We start from the raw sequence: 21,601 nt of genomic DNA on the forward strand, positions 1-21,601 counted from the left end.
GTACGGTGGAGCCGAGGAACGAGGAACCGCCGGGAGTAAGCCCCGCGAGCTAGTCGACAATCGAACACCGTCGACTAAGACGGCACTCAATAAATCATTTACGACACCGAGCCTCACCGGCATCGGATGTCTGTGGCAGGGCCCAGCGCGGTCCGCAGACCACGACTGCATAAGGAGAAAGAGCAGATGGCAAAGCGCAGCAAAGCATATGAGGCAGCTGCCGCCAAGATCGACGCGAACAAGCAGTACGCGCCGGTAGAGGCAGTAGCCCTGGCGAAGGAAACCAACCCCTCGTCGTTCGACGCAACGGTTGAGGTGGCTTTCCGCCTCGGCGTCGACCCCCGCAAGGCAGACCAGATGGTGCGCGGCACCGTCAACCTGCCCCACGGCACCGGCAAGACCAAGCGCGTTCTGGTCTTCGCAACCGGCGAAAAGGCAGAAGCAGCAATCGCTGCCGGCGCTGACTTCGTTGGTTCCGATGACATGATTGAGAAGGTTGCCGGCGGCTGGGTCGATTTCGACGCAGCAGTTGCCACGCCCGATCTGATGGGCAAGGTTGGCCGCCTCGGTAAGGTTCTCGGTCCCCGTAACCTGATGCCGAACCCGAAGACCGGCACCGTTACTCCGGATGTCACCAAGGCTGTCAATGACATCAAGGGTGGAAAGATCGACTTCCGTGTCGACAAGCACTCCAACCTTCACTTCATCATCGGCAAGGTGTCCTTCGACGCCCGCAAGCTCGCTGAGAACTACGCGATCGCTCTGGAGGAAGTGCTTCGTCTGAAGCCGTCCGCCTCCAAGGGCCGCTACATCCAGAAGGCAACGGTTACCACCACCTTCGGACCGAGCATCTCGGTCGACCCGAGCGTTACCAAGGTTCTGGCCGACGCGTAAGGTTCTCATTGATCAAAAGGCGGGTGCAGCGATTGCTGCACCCGCCTTTTGCATGCTCGGCGTCGGGCGATGACCGGGCGCCAGTGATTGACAGTTCCCAATCGCTAGCGGATGATACTTGCTATGACCGCTACCGTGAGCATCCAGCAGTATGCGCTTCCTGAGTCGCTGGACGTCCCCGAAGCCCGCCCGTTCATCGCCGCTTCTGATTTGAGCAACCTCATTGAGCGTGAGGTGTGGGGCAATGATGACCATTGCCATTCGGCCCAGACGCGCTTCGAGAGTTCCCGGCCGAACGACTACGAGGAACGCACGACGTTCCTCGCGTTCGAGGGCGAGGGGGTGGTTGGCAAAGCCGTGGTCGATATACCGCTCGCCGATAACCTTCAGACCACTTACGCGTCGGTGCTGGTTCATCCTGACCGCCGGCGCACCGGTCTCGGTTCCGCTCTGTATGCTGCGGTCGAGGAGCATGCGCGGCGTCGGGGGCGGAACACGGTCATGGGTTGGACGGACCATCGAGCCGGTTTTGATGCTGCCCATGATGTGCTCGTTCCAGCAACAGGTGCAGGTGCTTTTCCAGCGGCGTCACTCGCTGCCCGTTTCGCAACCGCCCACGGGTTCGCACTTGCCCAGGTGGACCGCTGCAGTGTTCTGCCGGTGGAGGCGGATAATGGAAGGCTCAACGCGTTGGCGCATGACGCTGCGACGACCGCCGGCTCGGACTACGAACTCGTTGACTGGCTGGATAGCTGCCCGGAGGAGCTGCTTGAGCAATATGCGCAGCTCCGCAGCACCATGAGCACCGATGTGCCGATGGGTGATCTCGAGTGGGAAGAAGAGAGCTGGGACGGTGCGCGTGTCCGGGAAGGCGAGCACCGGTTGGCACGGGAAGGCGGAAGCAGTCTTGTCCGCGCCGTGCTGCACAGGCCAAGCGGGCGGTTGGTGGGCCACACCATCCTCGAACGACGTGCCGAAAAACCCGACACCGTCTATCAGGAGGACACGCTGGTGCTCTCCCGGTATCGGGGCCACCGTCTGGGGATGTGGCTCAAGGCGGCCAACCTCCTCGCCGTCGTCGGCATCTGGCCCGAGGCGAAGCGCATCTACACCTGGAACGCGGAGGAGAACCACCACATGCTTGCCGTGAATATCGAGCTGGGGTTCGCCCCGGAAGGTTACACAGCAGCGTGGCAGAAGAAGCTGGGCTCCGTGTGAGGTGACCGGCAGGGGCGGCCGATTTGGCTGCCTCGGCCGGGTCCCGTAAGCTTGAGGAACCAAAGACCGTCGGTCGATGAACACTCACCCCCTGAATTCGTTCGGAAGTGCTGTGTGCATCTGAAAGTTCCCGTAAGGGCGGCCAGCGCAGGTGAACGAAGCAATTCCTTCCGCAGAGCATTCTGTTCTGACCAGGTTTCGCCCCGTGCAGCTGCGCGGGGCGTTTTTTATTGGAACCGCTCACCGGCACCAATTCCCCGGAAGGAGGGTTATGGCAACGCCAACAAAGGTTTCGGCCGTGGATGAGATCACCACCGATTTCAAGGAATCCACTGCTGCTGTCCTAACCGAATACCGTGGGCTCTCCGTTGCACAGCTCAAGGAACTGCGCCGCTCGCTCGGTGCAGAGACCAAATACGCTGTCGTCAAGAACACCCTGACTGGCATTGCAGCCAAGGAAGCCGGCATCGATGCGTTCGATGGCCAGCTTGCCGGCCCCACTGCAATCGCCTTCATCAAGGGTGACGCCGTTGCTGCGGCAAAGAGCCTGACGGATTTCGCGAAGACCAACCCACAGCTCGTCATCAAGACCGGTTACTTCGAGGGCAAGGCCCTCGACGCTTCGGCGGTAGCCGCGCTTGCTGCTCTTGAGTCGCGTGAGTTCCAGCTGGCCCGTGTTGCAGGTGTCCTCAAGGCACCCATGTCCGCACTGGCCCGCACCGTCGATGCCCTGCGCATCAAGTTGGAGGAGAACGGGGACGCTGCACCTGCGGCAGCCGCCGAAGCTCCCGCGGCAGAGGAAGCACCCGCTGCAGCGGATGCCGCTCCTGCCGAGGCTGCAGAAGAAGCAGCTGCCCCCGAAGAGAAGTAATTCTCTCACCCACCAAACTCCCGGTGCCGCGCGCACCATATCAGGAAGGATGCTTTTGCCATGGCGAAGCTCACCAACGAAGAGCTCATTGAAGCTTTCAAGGAACTGTCCATCATCGAGCTCTCGGACTTCGTAAAGCTGTTCGAGGAGACCTTCGACGTTACCGCTGCTGCTGTTGCAGTTGCAGGCCCCGCCGGTGGCGGCGCTGGCGAAGCTGCCGAGGAAGAGAAGGACTCCTTCGACGTCGTCCTCGAAGCTGCCGGTGACAAGAAGATTGCAGTCATCAAGGAAGTTCGCGCACTCACCTCCCTCGGCCTCAAGGAAGCCAAGGACCTGGTTGACAGCGCACCCAAGGCTGTCCTCGAAGGTGCAAACAAGGAGACGGCAGAAAAGGCCAAGGAGGCCCTCGAGGCCGCTGGCGCCACTGTCACCCTCAAGTAAGTTCCTCGAACTTCCAAAACAGCCCCGGAACCGTTTGGTTCCGGGGCTGTTTTGCTGTCAGTACAAAGGAATCAGTCGCGGTAGAGGAGCAAGGCCTCGCCCTGGCCGCCGCCGCCGCACAGGGAAACGGCGGCTTTGCCGGTGCCCCTGCGCTGCAGTTCCATCGCTGCATGAAGGGCAAGCCGGGCGCCCGATGACCCGATGGCGTGACCCAGCGCGATCGCGCCGCCATGGAGGTTGCATTTCTCAAGCGGCAGGTCCAGGTCCTTCAGTGACTGACAGGCGACTGAACCGAAAGCCTCGTTGATCTCAATGAAATCGAGGTCTGCGGTAGTCCACCCCGCGCGTTCCAAAGCCTGCTCGATCGCGCGCGATGGCTGTGAGTGCAGTGAGTTATCAGGGCCGGCCACCTGCCCCGGGCGCCCCACGACCGCAAGGATCTCCCAACCCTTGGCCTCTGCGTTCTGCCTGTTGGTCAGCACAAGGGCGGCCGCGCCGTCGGATAGGGGAGACGAGTTTCCCGCGGTGATCGTGCCGTCGTTCGCAAAGGCGGGCTTCAGGTTGGCAAGAGTCTGCACCGTAGTGTTGGGCCGGACCCCCTCATCGGTGGAGACCACCAGGGGATCACCCTTGCGCTGGGGTACGTGCACGGGGACGATCTCATCCTTGAACACGCCGGATTCGATTGCGGCCGCTGCGCGCTGGTGGGAATGCGCGGCGACTTCATCCTGCGACGTACGGTCGATGCCCAGCCTGACATTACCCCGTTCGGTTGATGCGCCCATCGATTCCTCGTCGAAGGCGTCGGTCAGCCCGTCATGGGCAACGGAGTCAACGGCCGGCATGGTCCCATAAGTCCAGCCCTGCCGTACACCCGGCAGCAGATGGGGTCCGCGTGACATCGATTCCTGTCCGCCGGCGACGACGACGTCCGCCTCACCGCCGCGGATCAGCCGGGCGGCGTCGATCACTGCGGTGAGACCTGACAGGCAGACCTTGTTCACGGTGACGGTGGGAACATCCCAACCGATTCCTGCCTTGATGGAGGTCTGGCGCGCTGGATTCTGGCCGCACCCAGCCTGCACTACGTGGCCCATGATGACGGCGTCCACATCGCCGGCTGCAACTCCGGACCGTTCCAGGGCCCCGCTCACAGCGAAGGCTCCGAGCTCGACCGCGGTAAAAGCCGCCAACTGGCCATTGAGCCGCCCAGTGGGAGTACGCGCACCCCCGACGATGACGACGTCCTGGGGGGTTTGCTCAAGACTGTTCATGGGATGTTGTGCTCGCTTTCGTCATTGAATGTGAGGGGGAGGATTGCTCCCGGCGTCTCGTCCCCAAGTTTACCGGAGTGGGCTGCAATTTCAGCTAATGGCCATTCACTGAGCTGCTGTCCATGTACGCCTCGGCTTCAGAACCCATATACCACATCCGGTTGGACATTGTCGCTACCCTCGCGTACAGTAGATATTTGCGTCTTCCCTCATAACCTCAGCCTTCATATAGCGGTGGGCTTTGCCACGCATTCGTCATTTAACGGATAGTCCCGTCGGTTCCCCCGTTGGGCTGTTCAGTGAGCGAATGCAGGCGTCAGGTTGGCACCTTTCACGGTGCGGGGAGTGATCGTAAGAACACGCCTGTTGGTCTGTGGAAGGATCCCTCTTGGTCGCCCCGAGCACCTCACTTAATGCAACCGCTACCAGCCAGGTCGACGCCGACGGCGCCGCACCTCGGCTTTCATTCGCAAAGATTCACGAACCGCTGGATGTTCCCAATCTTCTCGCCCTCCAGACAGACAGCTTTGACTGGCTTGTCGGCAACGAGCGCTGGAAGGCGCGCGTAGAAGAGGCGCTGGAGCAGAACATTCCCGGCGTGGCCACCACCTCCGGCCTGGCTGACATCTTCGAAGAGATTTCTCCGATTGAGGACTTCCAGGGAACCATGTCCCTGAGCTTCTCGGAGCCTGAATTCGCTGACCCCAAGTACACCATGGCCGAGTGCAAGGACCGCGACGCAACCTACGCGGCGCCCCTGTATGTCAAGGCCGAGTTCATGAACAACAACACGGGCGAGATCAAGCAGCAGACCGTGTTTATGGGCGACTTCCCGCTGATGACCGAAAAGGGAACGTTCGTCATCAACGGCACCGAGCGTGTCGTTGTCTCCCAGCTTGTCCGTTCGCCCGGTGCCTACTTCGAGCGCGCTGCCGACAAGACCAGCGACAAGGACATCTTCAGCGCGAAGATCATCCCGTCGCGTGGTGCCTGGTTCGAGCTCGAGATCGACAAGCGCGACCAGGTCGGCGTTCGCCTCGACCGCAAGCGCAAGCAGTCGGTCACTGTGCTCCTGAAGGCCCTCGGCTGGACCGAAGGCCAGATCCTCGAAACCTTCGGCGAGTACGACTCCATTCGTGCAACCCTCGAGAAGGATGCAACGGAGACCCAGGAAGACGCCTTGCTGGACATCTACCGGAAGCTCCGTCCGGGAGAGCCGCCCACGGTCGAAGCCGCCAAGACGCTGCTGGACAACCTGTACTTCAACCCGAAGCGCTATGACCTGGCTAAGGTTGGCCGGTACAAGATCAACCGCAAGCTCGGCATCGACAAGAACCTCGGTGACTCTGACGCCTCGGTCCTGAACATCGACGACATCGTCGCGATGATCAAGTTCCTGGTTGCCCTGCACGCCGGCGAGACCACACTGACCGGCAAGCGCGACGGCGAAGACGTAGAGCTGCGCGTCGAGGTCGATGACATCGACCACTTCGGCAACCGCCGCATCCGCGCCGTCGGCGAGCTCATCGAGAACCAGGTCCGCACCGGCCTGTCCCGTATGGAGCGTGTTGTCCGCGAACGGATGACCACTCAGGACGTCGAAGCGATCACACCGCAGACCCTGATCAATATCCGTCCGGTTGTTGCTGCGATCAAGGAGTTCTTCGGAACCTCCCAGCTCTCGCAGTTCATGGACCAGAACAACCCGCTCGCCGGCCTGACGCACAAGCGTCGTCTGTCCGCGCTGGGCCCGGGTGGTCTGTCCCGTGACCGTGCAGGCATGGAAGTTCGTGACGTCCACCCGTCGCACTACGGACGTATGTGCCCGATCGAGACCCCTGAAGGCCCGAACATCGGCCTCATCGGTTCGCTCGCGTCCTACGGCCGCATCAACACCTTCGGGTTCATCGAGACGCCGTACCGCAAGGTCGAGAACGGCATCGTCACCGACCAGATCGACTACCTCACGGCAGACGACGAGGTTGAGCGACTGATTGCCCAGGCAAACGCGCCGCTCGATGCGAACAACAAGTTCGAAGAGGACATGGTCCTCGTGCGTACCCGTGGTGGTTCTGGCGAGCCTGTTCTGGTCGAGGCTGCAGACGTTGAGTACATGGACGTCTCCCCGCGCCAGATGGTGTCCGTCGCAACCGCGATGATCCCGTTCCTGGAGCACGACGACGCCAACCGCGCCCTGATGGGTGCGAACATGCAGCGTCAGGCCGTGCCCCTGCTCCGTTCCGAGCGTCCCCTCGTCGGAACCGGCATGGAGCGGAACGCAGCCGTTGATGCCGGTGACGCAGTCACCGCCAACAAGGCAGGTGTAGTCTCCGAGGTTTCGGCTGACCTGGTAACGGTGCTGAACGACGACGGCACCGAGACCAACTACCCGATCATGAAGTTCGCACGCTCCAACCAGGGCAACGCCTACAACCAGCGCGTGCTGGTTGCCGAGGGCGACCGTGTTGAGTACAACAGCATCATTGCTGACGGCCCGTCCACCGATCAGGGTGAACTGGCGCTCGGCAAGAACATGCTCGTTGCGTTCATGTCCTGGGAAGGCCACAACTTCGAGGACGCGATCATCCTGTCGCAGCGCATCGTTTCCGACGATGTGCTGACCTCGATCCACATCGAAGAGCACGAAGTTGACGCCCGCGACACCAAGCTCGGTGCCGAGGAAATCACGCGTGACATCCCGAACGTCTCCGAAGAGGTCCTTGGTGCCCTGGACGAGCGCGGCATCATCCACATCGGTGCCGAGGTCGAGGCCGGCGACATCCTCGTTGGCCGTGTTACCCCCAAGGGTGAAACGGAACTCACCCCGGAGGAGCGCCTGCTGCGCGCCATCTTCGGTGAGAAGAGCCGCGAGGTCCGCGACACGTCCCTGAAGGTTCCCCACGGCGAGTCGGGCACCGTCATCGGCGTGCGCATCTTCGACCGCGACAACGACGACGAGCTGCCCCCGGGCGTCAACCAGCTGGTCCGCGTCTACGTTGCCCAGAAGCGCAAGATCACGGACGGCGACAAGCTTGCCGGCCGCCACGGCAACAAGGGTGTTATCTCCAAGATCCTCCCGATCGAGGACATGCCGTTCCTCGAGGACGGCACCCCCGTCGATATCGTCCTGAACCCGCTGGGTGTTCCGGGCCGTATGAACGTCGGACAGGTTCTGGAGATCCACCTCGGCTGGGCTGCGAAGCAGGGCTGGAAGATTGAGGGCGAGCCTGAGTGGCTGAAGAACCTCCCGAACCTTCCGCGTGAGGTTTCCTCGACCACCGTCGCAACCCCCGTGTTCGACGGCGCCACCGAGGACGAGATCGTCGGACTGCTCGGTTCCACGAACGTGACCCGCGACGGACAGCGCCTCATCGGCGAGTCCGGCAAGGCCCGCCTGTTCGACGGCCGCTCCGGCGAGCCGTTCCCGGATCCGATCTCCGTCGGCTACATGTACATCCTGAAGCTCCACCACCTGGTGGACGACAAGATTCACGCCCGTTCCACCGGCCCGTACTCCATGATCACCCAGCAGCCGCTGGGCGGTAAGGCACAGTTCGGCGGACAGCGCTTCGGTGAAATGGAAGTGTGGGCCCTCGAGGCCTACGGTGCGGCCTACACGCTGCAGGAACTCCTGACCATCAAGTCGGACGACATCCACGGACGCGTCAAGGTGTACGAGGCCATCGTCAAGGGCGAGAACATCCCCGAACCGGGTGTTCCGGAATCCTTCAAGGTTCTGATCAAGGAAATGCAGTCGCTGTGCCTGAACGTGGAAGTCCTATCCACCGACGGCACCACGATTGAGATGCGTGACTCGGATGAAGAAGTCTTCCGGGCCGCGGAAGAGCTGGGCATCGACCTCTCACGGGCCGAGCCGAGTTCTGTCGAAGAGGTCTAGGTTTGGTCCGCCCGATGGGCGATCCGGACGGCGGCAACGAAACTCCTGCGCTCGCAGAGCTCGCTACGGAGTATTAAAGCCGCCTTCCCCGGACCGCCCAGCGGGCCCCATGCCGGCCTCCCGCCGCACCCCATAAGACTTTTTGAATTTAGAGAATAAAGAGAGACAGGGACCATATGTCCAGCGAATCCTCATTCGGCCTCATGCGAATCGGCCTGGCCACCGCGGAAGAGATCCGCGGATGGTCGTACGGCGAAGTCAAGAAGCCGGAAACCATCAACTACCGCACGCTCAAGCCCGAGAAGGACGGACTCTTCTGCGAGAAGATCTTCGGTCCTTCCCGCGACTGGGAATGCTACTGCGGCAAGTACAAGCGCGTGCGCTTCAAGGGCATCATCTGTGAGCGTTGTGGCGTTGAGGTCACCCGCGCAAAGGTACGCCGTGAGCGCATGGGCCACATCGAGCTCGCCGCTCCCGTAACGCACATCTGGTACTTCAAGGGTGTTCCGTCACGCCTCGGCTACCTCCTTGACCTGGCACCGAAGGACCTCGAGAAGGTCATCTACTTCGCCGCCTACATGATCACCTCGGTTGACGAGGAGAACCGCCACGCCGAACTGCCGAACCTCCAGGCCGAGCACGACCTCGAGAAGAAGCAGCTCGTCGACCAGCGTGACTCCGACATCGCCGCGATTGCCCGCGACCTTGAGAACGAGCTTGCCCGTCTCGAGGGCGAAGGCGCCAAGGCTGCAGACAAGAAGAAGGCACGCGACTCCGCCGACCGCCAGATGGCGAACGTGCGCAAGCGCGCCGACGCCGAGATCGAGCGCCTCGAGCAGGTTTGGGACCGCTTCAAGAACCTGAAGGTCGCTGACCTCGAAGGCGATGAGGGCCTGTACCGCGAACTGCGCGACCGCTACGGTCTGTACTTCGAAGGCTCAATGGGTGCCGAGGCGATTAAGAAGCGTCTTGAGAACTTCGACATGCAGGCTGAGGCAGAGCTGCTGCGCGACATCATCCAGAACGGCAAGGGCCAGCGCAAGACCCGCGCCCTGAAGCGCCTCAAGGTCGTCAACGCGTTCCTCACCACCACCAACAGCCCGCTGGGCATGGTGCTCGACGCCGTACCGGTGATCCCGCCGGAACTGCGCCCGATGGTGCAACTGGACGGTGGCCGCTTCGCGACCTCCGACCTGAACGACCTGTACCGCCGCGTGATCAACCGCAACAACCGCCTGAAGCGCCTGCTCGACCTCGGGGCTCCCGAGATCATCGTGAACAACGAGAAGCGCATGCTCCAGGAAGCTGTTGACTCCCTGTTCGACAACGGCCGCCGCGGCCGTCCGGTCACCGGACCGGGCAACCGCCCGCTGAAGTCGCTCTCTGACATGCTCAAGGGCAAGCAGGGTCGTTTCCGCCAGAACCTCCTCGGAAAGCGCGTTGACTACTCGGGCCGTTCGGTCATCGTCGTCGGGCCGCAGCTGAAGCTGCACCAGTGTGGTCTGCCCAAGCAGATGGCCCTGGAGCTCTTCAAGCCGTTCGTGATGAAGCGCCTGGTTGACCTCAACCACGCACAGAACATCAAGAGCGCCAAGCGTATGGTCGAGCGCTACCGCCCGCAGGTCTGGGACGTTCTCGAAGAGATCATCACCGAGCACCCCGTGCTGCTGAACCGTGCACCAACCCTGCACCGCCTGGGTATCCAGGCATTCGAGCCGCAGCTGGTTGAAGGCAAGGCGCTTCAGCTCCACCCGCTGGTCTGTGGTGCGTTCAACGCTGACTTCGACGGCGACCAGATGGCAGTGCACCTGCCGCTGAGCCCCGAAGCCCAGGCTGAGGCGCGCATCCTGATGCTGTCCTCGAACAACATCCTGAAGCCGTCGGACGGCCGCCCGGTGACCCTGCCCTCACAGGACATGATCATCGGTCTGCACCACCTCACCACCAAGCGTGAGGGTTCGGCAGGGGAGGGGCGCGTCTTCTCGAGCCCGGCTGAAGCGATCATGGCGTTCGACGCCGGTGAGCTGCACCTGAACTCAGTTGTGAAGATCCGCGTTCCGAACTTCGTTCCGGGTCCGGACACCAAGGCTCCTGAGGGCTGGGAAGAAGGCACGCCGGCTCTGATCGAAACCTCGCTCGGGCAGGTCATCTTCAATGACACCCTGCCTGCGGACTACCCCTGGGTAGAGCAGGTTGCGGACAAGGGCCAGCTCTCCACGATCGTCAATGACCTCGCGGAGCGCTACCCGAAGGTTGTCACCGCGGCGACGCTGGACAACCTGAAGGACGCAGGCTTTTACTGGGCAACCCGCTCGGGCGTCACCGTTGCCATCTCCGACATCTCCGCGCCGATCAACAAGGCCGGGATCATGGAGGGCTACGAGACCCAGGCTGCCAAGGTACAGGCTCAGTTCGACAAGGGCCTCATTGCTGATGAGGAGCGCCGTCAGGAACTGATCGACATCTGGAACAAGGCAACCAACGAGGTCGCCGAGTCCATGCGCGGCGCCATGCCGAAGGACAACACCATCAACCGCATGGTGTCCTCCGGTGCCCGTGGTAACTGGCTCCAGGTTCGTCAGATCGCGGGTATCCGTGGTCTGGTGGCCAACCCGAAGGGCGAGATCATCCCCCGCCCGATCAAGTCCTCGTACCGCGAGGGCCTGTCGGTTCTGGAGTACTTCATCGCGACCCACGGTGCCCGTAAGGGTCTTGCCGATACCGCTCTGCGTACCGCGAACTCGGGTTACCTGACCCGTCGTCTCGTTGACGTGTCGCAGGACGTCATCGTCCGCGAGGACGACTGCGGTACCGAGCGCGGCCTGAACGTGACCATCGCTGTTCCGAACCACGACGGCGAGCTCGTCCTGCATGAGGAAGTCGAGAACTCGGCCTACGCACGCACGCTGGCCACCGACGTCGTTGATTCCAACGGTGAGGTGCTGGCTCCGGCAGGTTCCGACGTCGGCGACGTGCTGATCAACAAGCTGTTCGCAGCGGGAGTGACGGACATCAAGGTCCGCTCGGTCCTGACCTGTGAGTCCAGCGTCGGTACCTGTGCACTGTGCTACGGCCGCTCGCTGGCCACAGGCAAGACCGTCGACATCGGCGAGGCAGTCGGCATCATCGCTGCCCAGTCGATCGGTGAGCCCGGTACCCAGCTGACCATGCGTACGTTCCACACCGGTGGTGTTGCTTCTGCTGAAGACATCACCCAGGGTCTGCCCCGTATCCAGGAGCTCTTCGAAGCACGTACGCCCAAGGGTGTCGCGCCGATCTCGGAGGTTGCCGGACGGGTCACCATCGAGGATGCAGAGAAGCAGCTGCGCCTCGTGGTTACTCCGGACGACGGATCCGAGGAGATTGCGTACCCGGTCCTGCGGCGTGCACGACTGCTGGTTGCCGACGGCGACCACGTCGAGGTCGGCCAGCAGCTGGTCTTCGGTGCGGTGGATCCCAAGCAGATCCTCCGTATCCTCGGCCCGCGTAAGGCCCAGGAGTTCCTCGTGGACGAAGTGCAGCGCGTATACCGCAGCCAGGGCGTAGGCATCCACGACAAGCACGTGGAAGTCATCGTCCGCCAGATGCTGCGCCGCGTCACGGTCATCGAGTCCGGCGATTCCGACCTGCTCCCGGGTGAGCTGGCCGAGCGTCGCCGCTTCGAGGACGAGAACCGCCGCGTGGTATCCGAGGGCAAGAAGCCGGCATCAGGCCGTCCCGAGCTCATGGGTATCACCAAGGCATCGCTTGCCACCGAGTCCTGGCTGTCGGCCGCTTCCTTCCAGGAGACCACGCGTGTCCTCACGCAGGCCGCCATGGAAGGCAAGAGCGATCCGCTGCTCGGCCTCAAGGAGAACGTCATCATCGGTAAGCTCATCCCGGCCGGTACCGGCCTGGACCGCTACACGAAGATCACGGTCGAGCCCACCGAGGAAGCCAAGGCCAACCTGTTCACCGGTCCGAGCGCGTTCAGCGACTTCGACTACGCAGGTGTCGACGGCGGACTCAGCCCCGAGTTCCACGCCATCCCGCTGGATGACTACGACATGGGGTCGGGCGACTTCCGCTGAGTAGCCCGATAGGCAGTTCACGCTGTTGACTTTGGAGGGGCCCGGACCGCAGTTTGCGAACTGCAGTCCGGGCCCCTCCGGCGTCCCTCTACCATGCCGGCAAAGCCGAAGGCCGCAATCTGGTAGACTTGTCTGGAATTGTTTGTGTGGCAGTGGATTGGCGTCTCTTCGGACGTATCTCCGTGTTGTAGGGAACTTGTACAACGAATGCCACATTTTTGCACGCCTACGGTCGTTTTGCTTACGTCCTCAGTAGGCACGCCAAGCGACTGACAAGCTCTGATCCGTTGTTCACGGCCATGTGCCGGGAGTGCGGCGCGGAGTCAGCAGAGATCTGATCTCAAGACAACATACGGAGAACTGAGAAGTGCCTACCATTAACCAGCTGGTCCGCAAGGGCCGGTCACCTAAGGTCTCCAAGACCAAGGCGCCCGCACTGAAGGGCAGCCCCATGAAGCGCGGTGTCTGCACCCGTGTTTACACCACCACCCCGAAGAAGCCGAACTCGGCTCTGCGGAAGGTTGCCCGTGTTCGCCTCAACGGCGGCATCGAAGTAACTGCCTACATCCCGGGCGTCGGCCACAACCTCCAGGAGCACTCCATCGTGCTCGTGCGCGGCGGTCGTGTGAAGGACCTCCCCGGTGTGCGTTACAAGATCGTCCGTGGCGCACTGGATACCCAGGGCGTGAAGAACCGCAAGCAGGCTCGCAGCCGCTACGGCGCAAAGATGGAGAAGAAGTAATATGCCTCGTAAGGGCCCGGCCCCGAAGCGGCCGCTCGTTGTAGATCCCGTTTACGGTTCCCCTCTGGTCACGCAGCTGATCAACAAGGTGCTCGTCGACGGCAAGAAGTCCACCGCTGAGCGCATCGTCTATGGTGCACTCGAAGGTGCCCGCGCCAAGACCGGGGGAGATCCGGTTGCAGCGCTCAAGAAGGCTATGGACAACGTCAAGCCGACCCTCGAGGTTCGCTCCCGCCGTGTTGGTGGCGCCACCTACCAGGTGCCCGTCGAGGTCAAGCCGGGCCGTTCCACGGCCCTCGCCCTCCGCTGGCTGGTCGGTTACTCGAAGGCTCGCCGCGAGAAGACCATGACCGAGCGCCTCCAGAACGAGATCCTCGATGCTTCGAACGGTCTCGGTGCCGCTGTGAAGCGTCGCGAAGACACGCACAAGATGGCCGAGTCCAACAAGGCCTTCGCTCACTACCGCTGGTAATCGCGCTGCCGGTCCTGATCTCCGTAATGCGGGGCGAGGGGCCGGCGGTCCAGTAGAACTCCATCTTAGAAAAGGGAGACACCGTGGCACAGGACGTGCTTACCGACCTCAACAAGGTCCGCAATATCGGCATCATGGCCCACATTGATGCCGGCAAGACCACTACTACCGAGCGCATCCTGTTCTACACGGGTGTAAACCACAAGATCGGCGAGACCCACGACGGCGCCTCGACGACTGACTGGATGGAACAGGAAAAGGAACGCGGCATCACCATCACCAGCGCCGCGGTGACCTGCTTCTGGGAGCAGAACCAGATCAACATCATTGACACCCCCGGTCACGTTGACTTCACCGTTGAGGTAGAGCGCTCACTGCGCGTCCTCGACGGCGCAGTTGCCGTGTTCGACGGCAAGGAGGGCGTTGAGCCCCAGTCCGAGACCGTCTGGCGCCAGGCCGACAAGTACGAAGTTCCCCGCATCTGCTTCGTCAACAAGATGGACAAGCTGGGCGCTGACTTTTACTTCACCGTAGACACGATCATCAGCCGCCTCGGTGCAAAGCCGCTGGTCATGCAGCTGCCGATCGGTGCCGAGAACGACTTCGTCGGCGTCGTCGACCTGCTCTACATGCGCGCACTTGTGTGGCCCGGTGACTCCAAGGGTGACGTGACCATGGGCGCCAAGTACGAGGTCCAGGAGATCCCCGCTGACCTCCAGGCCAAGGCTGAGGAATACCGTGCAGCCCTGGTTGAGGCGGTTGCTGAGTCCTCTGACGAGCTGATGAACAAGTACCTCGAGGGCGAAGAGCCCACCATCGAGGAACTCAAGGCCGGCATCCGCAAGATGACGATCAACTCGGAGATCTACCCTGTTCTCTGTGGTTCCGCGTTCAAGAACCGCGGCGTGCAGCCGATGCTCGATGCTGTCATCGACTACCTGCCCTCCCCGCTGGACGTTCCGGCCATGGTTGGTCACGATCCCCGCAACGAGGAAACCGAGCTGACCCGCAAGCCCAGCACGGAGGAGCCTTTCTCGGCCCTGGCGTTCAAGGTCGCAACCCACCCGTTCTTCGGTCAGCTGACCTTCATCCGGGTCTACTCCGGACATGTCACTGCCGGCACGCAGGTTGTGAACTCCACCAAGGGCAAGAAGGAGCGCATCGGAAAGCTCTTCCAGATGCACGCCAACAAGGAAATCCCTGTTGAGGAAGCCTTCGCCGGACACATCTACGCTGCGATCGGCCTGAAGGACACCACCACCGGTGACACCCTGTCCGACGCTTCGGACCAGATCGTCCTCGAGTCGATGAGCTTCCCGGAGCCCGTCATCTCTGTTGCGATCGAGCCCAAGACCAAGGGTGACCAGGAGAAGCTGTCCACGGCTATCCAGAAGCTCTCGGCTGAGGATCCCACCTTCCAGGTTTCCCTCAACGAGGACACCGGCCAGACCATCATCGCCGGCATGGGTGAGCTCCACCTGGACATCCTGGTGGACCGCATGCGCCGCGAGTTCAAGGTTGAGGCAAACGTCGGCAAGCCTCAGGTTGCCTACCGCGAGACCATCCGCGGTACGGTCCAGAAGCACGATTACACCCACAAGAAGCAGACGGGTGGATCCGGACAGTTCGCGAAGATCCAGATCATGATCGAGCCCATGGACACGTCCGAAGGCGAGCTGTACGCCTTCGAGAACAAGGTCACCGGTGGCCGTGTTCCGCGTGAGTACATCCCCAGTGTCGACGCCGGCATCCAGGATGCCCTCAACGACGGCATTCTGGCTGGGTACCCGGTGGTCGGCATCAAGGCAACGCTGCTCGACGGCGCTTACCACGATGTTGACTCCTCCGAAATGGCCTTCAAGATCGCCGGTCGCATGGCGTTCAAGGAGGCGGCCCGCATGGCAAAGCCCGTGCTGCTCGAACCGCTGATGGAGGTGGAAGTCCGCACGCCCGAGGAGTACATGGGTGATGTGATCGGCGACCTCAACTCCCGCCGCGGCCAGATGCAGTCCATGGAGGACGCGAGCGGTGTCAAGGTTATCCGTGCGCACGTGCCGCTGTCCGGCATGTTCGGATACATCGGTGACCTTCGCTCGAAGACTCAGGGCCGCGCCGTCTACTCAATGCAGTTCGACAGCTACTCTGAGGTCCCGAAGGCAGTAGCCGACGAGATCATCCAGAAGACCCGCGGAGAGTAACCCCGGCTCGTCCGGACCGTAATTTCACCAAAATAAAAGCCCCCAGTAGACTTGCATGAGTTTCAGCCGCGAAAAGCGTGGCTGGGGAGTAAGTCTTCTAAAAACGTTCTAGGAGGAACCCGTGGCGAAGGCAAAGTTCGAGCGGACTAAGCCGCACGTTAACATCGGCACCATTGGTCACGTTGACCATGGAAAGACCACGTTGACGGCTGCCATTTCCAAGGTGCTGTACGACAAGTACCCCACCCTCAACGAGCAGCGTGACTTCGCGTCGATCGACTCGGCCCCCGAGGAGAAGCAGCGCGGCATCACCATCAACATCTCGCACGTTGAGTACCAGACCGAGAAGCGTCACTACGCACACGTCGACGCTCCCGGTCACGCTGACTACATCAAGAACATGATCACCGGTGCGGCTCAGATGGATGGCGCCATCCTCGTTGTTGCCGCTACCGATGGTCCGATGGCCCAGACCCGCGAGCACGTTCTGCTCGCCCGCCAGGTTGGTGTTCCCTACCTGCTGGTCGCGCTGAACAAGTCCGACATGGTCGACGACGAGGAACTGCTTGACCTCGTTGAAATGGAAGTTCGTGAGCTCCTGAGCTCGCAGGGCTTCGATGGTGACGACGCTCCCGTGGTTCGCGTCTCCGGCCTGAAGGCCCTCGAGGGTGACCCCGAGTGGGTCAAGTCCGTTGAGGACCTGATGGAAGCCGTTGACAACAACGTTCCTGACCCGGTTCGCGACAAGGACAAGCCGTTCCTCATGCCTGTTGAGGACGTCTTCACCATCACCGGCCGTGGAACCGTTGTTACGGGCCGCGCCGAGCGTGGAACCCTCGCCATCAACTCTGAGGTCGAGATCGTCGGCATCCGCCCGGTCCAGAAGACCACGGTTACCGGTATCGAGATGTTCCACAAGCAGCTCGACGAGGCTTGGGCCGGCGAGAACTGTGGTCTGCTGCTCCGCGGTATCAAGCGCGAAGACGTAGAGCGTGGCCAGGTTATCGTCAAGCCGGGTTCGATCACCCCGCACACCGACTTCGAGGCCAACGTCTACATCCTGGCCAAGGACGAGGGCGGTCGTCACAACCCGTTCTACTCCAACTACCGTCCGCAGTTCTACTTCCGTACCACGGACGTGACCGGTGTCATCACCCTCCCCGAGGGCACCGAAATGGTCATGCCCGGCGACAACACTGAGATGACCGTTGAGCTCATCCAGCCGATCGCTATGGAAGAGGGCCTCGGCTTCGCTATCCGCGAAGGCGGCCGCACCGTTGGATCAGGTCGCGTTACCAAGATCATCAAGTAGTTCCTGACTACTTCGCAAAGCCCCGCTGCGTCAGCGCAGCGGGGCTTTCGCCTTTTAACGTAGAGTGAGGCGGTGCAAATTTACTCGAGCATTCCACTCCAGCGCGGCTGGCAGATCCTGACCGACCTTCTTGCGGTCGCCGCCGTCGTCGTTGCCTGGCTTTTCTCGCGTGCGACCTTTGAAGCTATTACCGGACTCGCGGTGTTCGGTCGGGGCATGGAGGATGCCGGCAGCGGATTCCGGAGCACCATGAGTGATGCTGCTGAAAGCATCGGGGGAGTACCCGTGATCGGCGACGAGGCAAGTGCCCCCTTCCTGAATGCTGCGGAAGCCGGAGGGTTCCTCATCGATGCCGGCCAGGACCAGCAGAATTCGGTGGCTCAGGCAGCAACGGTGGTGGGATGGGCCATCTTCCTTCTTCCGGTTCTCATTCTTATCCCGATGTGGCTGGTTCCCCGCGTGCAGTTCGTTGTCCGGTCTACTCGGGCGCGGCGGCTGCATGGTGAAGACGGCGGCAGGGAGCTCCTGGCGTTGCGGGCGCTGGTGCTGGCGAAACCCGCCCAGTTGCGGAAGGTCTCCGAAGACCCGGTACGTGCCTGGCGCGAAGGTGATCCGGCAGCCCTGGACGGTCTGGCGCAGCTTGCTCTGCGACGCGAAGGTGTACGGGCCAGATAGCATCAACGCGGCGTGTCGGCAAGCTAACACGAGGCCGGATTCGCATTGTGCTTCATAATCTGGCAGACTAGTTGAGTTGTTCAAGCGCCTTTGCGCGCGGTTTGAGCTGTAGTCCCGGTCAGGATAATGCCTGACGCAGGGTCGCATCCACCGCGGAATCTGGCCCAAATATAACCCACCCCAATCCAATAGCTCGGATTACTGCGGAATTCTTCGCACTCTTATGTGAAAGATACGCGACACGCCCGAGCGCGGGGGTCGGAGCCTCAGCAGGGTGAGGAACCCGGAACTATCCGGATTCAGTCTGTTGGAGGAGCGCCACAGCAACGGGCGCATGCAAGTAGCCAGGAGCGTCACCGCACGGTGTCGTTCTTCATGACAGAGAGAGAGTCGAGACGCCATGGCGGGACAAAAGATCCGCATCCGGCTGAAGTCGTATGACCACGAGGTCATTGACGTTTCAGCTCGGAAGATCGTTGAGACGGTGACGCGCGCAGGCGCGACGGTAGTTGGCCCTGTGCCGCTGCCGACGGAAAAGAACGTTTACTGCGTTATCCGGTCGCCGCACAAGTACAAGGACAGCCGCGAGCACTTCGAAATGCGCACGCACAAGCGTCTGATCGACATCATTGACCCCACGCCCAAGGCCGTCGACTCGCTCATGCGCCTCGACCTTCCCGCGGACGTGAACATCGAGATCAAGCTGTAAGGGAGAGAAGATAACTATGTCTACTTCGCTTACGCGCCAGGTCAAGGGACTGCTTGCTACCAAGCTCGGCATGACCCAGGTCTGGGATGAAAACAACCGTCTGGTTCCGGTAACCGTCCTGCAGGCTGACTCCAACGTCATCACGCAGCTGCGCACCGCTGATGCCGATGGCTACAGCGCTGTGCAGATCGGCTTCGGCCAGATCGATCCGCGCAAGGTCACCAAACCGCTCGCCGGTCACTTCGAGAAGGCCGGCGTCACGCCGCGCCGCCACGTGGTTGAGCTGCGCACGTCTGACGTCGACTCCTACTCGCTCGGCCAGGAACTCTCCGTTGAGCTGTTCGAAGCCGGCCAGCAGGTCGACGTCATCGGCAAGACCAAGGGTAAGGGCTTTGCAGGCGTCATGAAGCGTCACGGCTTCTCCGGCGTCGGTGCTTCCCACGGTGCGCACAAGAACCACCGCAAGCCCGGCTCGATCGGTGGAGCATCCACCCCCAGCCGCGTCTTCAAGGGCATGCGTATGGCAGGCCGTATGGGCGCCGTTCGCCAGACCACACTGAACCTCACCGTTCACGCTGTGGACGTCGAGAAGTCGCTGCTGCTGATCAAGGGTGCCGTCCCCGGTGCCCGCGGACAGGTCGTACTCGTACGCACCGCCGTGAAGGGAGCATAGTCATGGCTACGAACACTGAAGCCAACACTGTGAGCGTTGATCTCCCCGCCGAGATCTTCGACGTACAGACCAACGTTCCGCTGCTGCACCAGGTCGTCGTGGCTCAGCTTGCTGCTGCCCGCCAGGGTACGCACAAGACCAAGACACGCGCTGAGGTCAGCGGAGCCGGTCGCAAGCCGTTCAAGCAGAAGGGCACCGGCCGCGCTCGTCAGGGCTCGATCCGCGCTCCTCACATGACCGGTGGCGGCATCGTTCACGGACCCACCCCCCGTGACTACAGCCAGCGCACCCCCAAGAAGATGAAGGCAGCCGCCCTGCGCGGTGCCCTCTCCGACCGGGCACGCAACGGACGCATCCATGTCATCGAGTCCCTGGTTGGTGGCGAGAAGCCTTCGACCAAGGCTGCAATGGCTACCCTGCGCTCCGTCTCCGAGCGTCCCAACCTGCTCGTCGTCATCGAGCGTTCAAACGACATGGCCGCACTCTCCGTGCGCAACCTCGTCGAGGTCCACACGATCTACGTGGACCAGTTGAACACCTACGACGTGCTCGTATCCGACGACGTGATCTTCACGAAGGCCGCTTACGACGCATTCGTCGGTTCGGCTGTGAGCGAGGATGTTGCCGCTGACTCCGTCGCGACTACAACTGAGGAGGACGCCAAGTGAGTGGCTCCATCGCAAAGGATCCCCGCGACGTCGTCATTGCGCCCGTCGTGTCGGAGAAGAGCTACGGCCTGATCGACGAAGGCAAGTACACCTTCCTGGTCGACCCGCGCTCCAACAAGACCGAGATCAAGCTCGCCGTGGAGAAAATCTTCTCCGTCAAGGTCGACTCGATCAACACCATCAACCGTGCCGGTAAGCGCAAGCGCACCAAATTCGGATGGGGACAGCGCAAGGACACCAAGCGCGCAATCGTCACCCTCAAAGAAGGCACGATCGACATCTTCGGCGGTCCGCTCAGCTAGAGCGGAGACCACTTTAACGAGGAACTGAAAAATGGCAATCCTTAAGTACAAGCCGACAACACCGGGCCGTCGTGGCTCGAGCGTTGCCGACTTCGCAGAAATCACACGGTCGACGCCGGAGAAATCCCTGGTGCGTCCGCTCCCCAAAAAGGGCGGCCGTAACAACACCGGTAAGATCACCACCCGACACAAGGGTGGTGGACACAAGCGTCAGTACCGTCTCATCGACTTCCGTCGCCACGACAAGGACGGCGTAAATGCCCGCGTTGCTGAGATCGAATACGATCCCAACCGCACCGCGCGCATCGCGCTCCTGCACTACGTTGATGGAACCAAGCGCTACATCATCGCGCCGAACAAGCTCAAGCAGGGCGACTTCGTTGAGGCCGGCCCCGGTGCCGACATCAAGCCCGGCAACAACCTGCCGATGCGCAACATCCCCGTGGGTACCGTTATCCACGCGGTGGAGCTGCGTCCCGGTGGCGGTGCCAAGATGGCCCGCTCCGCTGGTGCTTCGGTACAGCTCGTCGCCAAGGAAGGCCGTTTCGCGCAGCTTCGCCTGCCGTCCGGTGAAATCCGCAACGTTGACGTGCGCTGCCGCGCAACCATCGGCGAGGTCGGCAACGCCGAGCAGTCGAACATCAACTGGGGCAAGGCAGGCCGCATGCGCTGGAAGGGCGTTCGCCCGACCGTCCGCGGTGTCGCCATGAACCCGGTTGACCACCCGCACGGTGGTGGTGAAGGCAAGACTTCCGGTGGACGTCACCCCGTCAACCCGAACGGTAAGGCCGAAGGCCGTACCCGCCGTCCCAACAAGGAAAGCGACTCGCTCATTGTGCGTCGCCGTCGTTCCGGCAAGAACAAGCGATAGGAGCCTGGAAACATGCCACGCAGCCTGAAGAAAGGCCCCTTCGTCGATCAGCACCTGTTCGTCAAGGTGGACCGCGAGAACGAGAAGGGCACCAAGAACGTCATCAAGACGTGGTCCCGCCGTTCCATGATCATCCCGGACATGCTCGGCCACACGATTGCCGTGCACGATGGGCGCAAGCACATTCCGGTGTTTGTCACCGAGTCGATGGTCGGGCACAAGCTCGGCGAATTCGCTCCCACGCGGACATTCCGCGGCCATGTTAAGGACGACCGCAAGGGCAAGCGCCGCTAAGGCGCCTGTTTCTACGGCT

The 21,601-nt window shown here is 61.9% G+C and carries 18 protein-coding genes; 17 read left to right on the forward strand and 1 reads right to left on the reverse strand.

The features are described 5' to 3' along the window. Nucleotides 1-186: 186 nt before the first annotated feature. The 4 genes from rplA (at nucleotide 187) to rplL (ending at nucleotide 3,424) form a co-directional block, all read left to right on the forward strand. Nucleotides 187-894 carry a 50S ribosomal protein L1 gene (rplA, locus tag AC5RU3_RS01915; RefSeq protein WP_309071927.1) on the forward strand — a complete coding sequence of 236 codons (708 nt, stop codon included), beginning with the start codon at nucleotides 187-189 and terminating at the stop codon, nucleotides 892-894. A gap of 123 nt (nucleotides 895-1,017) precedes the next feature. Beyond that, nucleotides 1,018-2,112: a GNAT family N-acetyltransferase gene (locus AC5RU3_RS01920; RefSeq protein WP_493964740.1), complete on the forward strand. Its 1,095-nt coding sequence runs from the start codon at nucleotides 1,018-1,020 to the stop codon at nucleotides 2,110-2,112. A 271-nt stretch (nucleotides 2,113-2,383) separates the two neighbouring features. Further along, nucleotides 2,384-2,983, forward strand: a complete 600-nt coding sequence (gene rplJ, locus AC5RU3_RS01925) for a 50S ribosomal protein L10 (RefSeq protein ID WP_309071929.1) — start codon at nucleotides 2,384-2,386, stop codon at nucleotides 2,981-2,983. 60 nt (nucleotides 2,984-3,043) lie between these two features. Continuing rightward, on the forward strand, nucleotides 3,044-3,424 hold the full coding sequence (rplL, locus tag AC5RU3_RS01930) for a 50S ribosomal protein L7/L12 (RefSeq protein ID WP_309071930.1): 381 nt from the start codon (nucleotides 3,044-3,046) through the stop codon (nucleotides 3,422-3,424). A 71-nt stretch (nucleotides 3,425-3,495) separates the two neighbouring features. On the opposite strand, the gene AC5RU3_RS01935 is transcribed toward rplL, so the two are convergent. Continuing rightward, complete coding sequence (locus tag AC5RU3_RS01935; RefSeq protein WP_493964741.1) at nucleotides 3,496-4,698, reverse strand: acetyl-CoA C-acetyltransferase; 1,203 nt, start codon at nucleotides 4,696-4,698, stop codon at nucleotides 3,496-3,498. A gap of 388 nt (nucleotides 4,699-5,086) precedes the next feature. Here AC5RU3_RS01935 and rpoB point away from each other — a divergent pair, with 388 nt between their 5' ends. The 13 genes from rpoB (at nucleotide 5,087) to rpsS (ending at nucleotide 21,582) form a co-directional block, all read left to right on the forward strand. After that, nucleotides 5,087-8,596 (forward strand): DNA-directed RNA polymerase subunit beta, encoded by a 3,510-nt coding sequence (gene rpoB, locus AC5RU3_RS01940; protein ID WP_458115453.1) that lies wholly within the window; start codon nucleotides 5,087-5,089, stop codon nucleotides 8,594-8,596. 176 nt (nucleotides 8,597-8,772) lie between these two features. Then, complete coding sequence (locus tag AC5RU3_RS01945) at nucleotides 8,773-12,666, forward strand: DNA-directed RNA polymerase subunit beta' (protein ID WP_458115452.1); 3,894 nt, start codon at nucleotides 8,773-8,775, stop codon at nucleotides 12,664-12,666. Between the two features lie 367 nt (nucleotides 12,667-13,033). Further along, entirely contained in the window at nucleotides 13,034-13,408 is a 375-nt protein-coding gene (gene rpsL / locus AC5RU3_RS01950) for a 30S ribosomal protein S12 (RefSeq protein ID WP_026545668.1), read from the forward strand. 1 nt (nucleotide 13,409) lies between these two features. Continuing rightward, entirely contained in the window at nucleotides 13,410-13,880 is a 471-nt protein-coding gene (gene rpsG / locus AC5RU3_RS01955) for a 30S ribosomal protein S7 (protein WP_026545667.1), read from the forward strand. A gap of 83 nt (nucleotides 13,881-13,963) precedes the next feature. Further along, nucleotides 13,964-16,078 (forward strand): elongation factor G, encoded by a 2,115-nt coding sequence (fusA, locus tag AC5RU3_RS01960; RefSeq protein WP_309071295.1) that lies wholly within the window; start codon nucleotides 13,964-13,966, stop codon nucleotides 16,076-16,078. A gap of 121 nt (nucleotides 16,079-16,199) precedes the next feature. Further along, entirely contained in the window at nucleotides 16,200-17,390 is a 1,191-nt protein-coding gene (gene tuf, locus AC5RU3_RS01965) for an elongation factor Tu (RefSeq protein ID WP_309071296.1), read from the forward strand. 72 nt (nucleotides 17,391-17,462) lie between these two features. Further along, nucleotides 17,463-18,065, forward strand: coding sequence for a hypothetical protein (locus AC5RU3_RS01970; RefSeq protein WP_309071297.1), 603 nt, complete (start codon nucleotides 17,463-17,465; stop codon nucleotides 18,063-18,065). Nucleotides 18,066-18,465: 400 nt separating this feature from the next. Further along, nucleotides 18,466-18,774, forward strand: a complete 309-nt coding sequence (rpsJ, locus tag AC5RU3_RS01975) for a 30S ribosomal protein S10 (protein ID WP_003803825.1) — start codon at nucleotides 18,466-18,468, stop codon at nucleotides 18,772-18,774. A gap of 16 nt (nucleotides 18,775-18,790) precedes the next feature. Continuing rightward, nucleotides 18,791-19,447, forward strand: a complete 657-nt coding sequence (gene rplC / locus AC5RU3_RS01980; RefSeq protein ID WP_309071298.1) for a 50S ribosomal protein L3 — start codon at nucleotides 18,791-18,793, stop codon at nucleotides 19,445-19,447. Between the two features lie 2 nt (nucleotides 19,448-19,449). Then, the gene (gene rplD, locus AC5RU3_RS01985) at nucleotides 19,450-20,115 is read left to right on the forward strand and encodes a 50S ribosomal protein L4 (protein ID WP_493964742.1); all 666 of its coding nucleotides are present in this window, start codon (nucleotides 19,450-19,452) and stop codon (nucleotides 20,113-20,115) included. Beyond that, nucleotides 20,112-20,417, forward strand: a complete 306-nt coding sequence (gene rplW, locus AC5RU3_RS01990) for a 50S ribosomal protein L23 (RefSeq protein WP_309071300.1) — start codon at nucleotides 20,112-20,114, stop codon at nucleotides 20,415-20,417. The genes rplD and rplW overlap by 4 nt, the downstream gene beginning before the upstream one ends. Nucleotides 20,418-20,448: 31 nt before the next feature. Further along, complete coding sequence (rplB, locus tag AC5RU3_RS01995; RefSeq protein WP_309071301.1) at nucleotides 20,449-21,288, forward strand: 50S ribosomal protein L2; 840 nt, start codon at nucleotides 20,449-20,451, stop codon at nucleotides 21,286-21,288. 12 nt (nucleotides 21,289-21,300) lie between these two features. Beyond that, a complete protein-coding gene (gene rpsS, locus AC5RU3_RS02000) occupies nucleotides 21,301-21,582 on the forward strand; it encodes a 30S ribosomal protein S19 (RefSeq protein WP_011692805.1) in 282 nt (93 codons plus the stop codon). Nucleotides 21,583-21,601 lie beyond the last annotated feature (19 nt).

The organism is Arthrobacter sp. MDB1-55 (genome assembly GCF_059092925.1).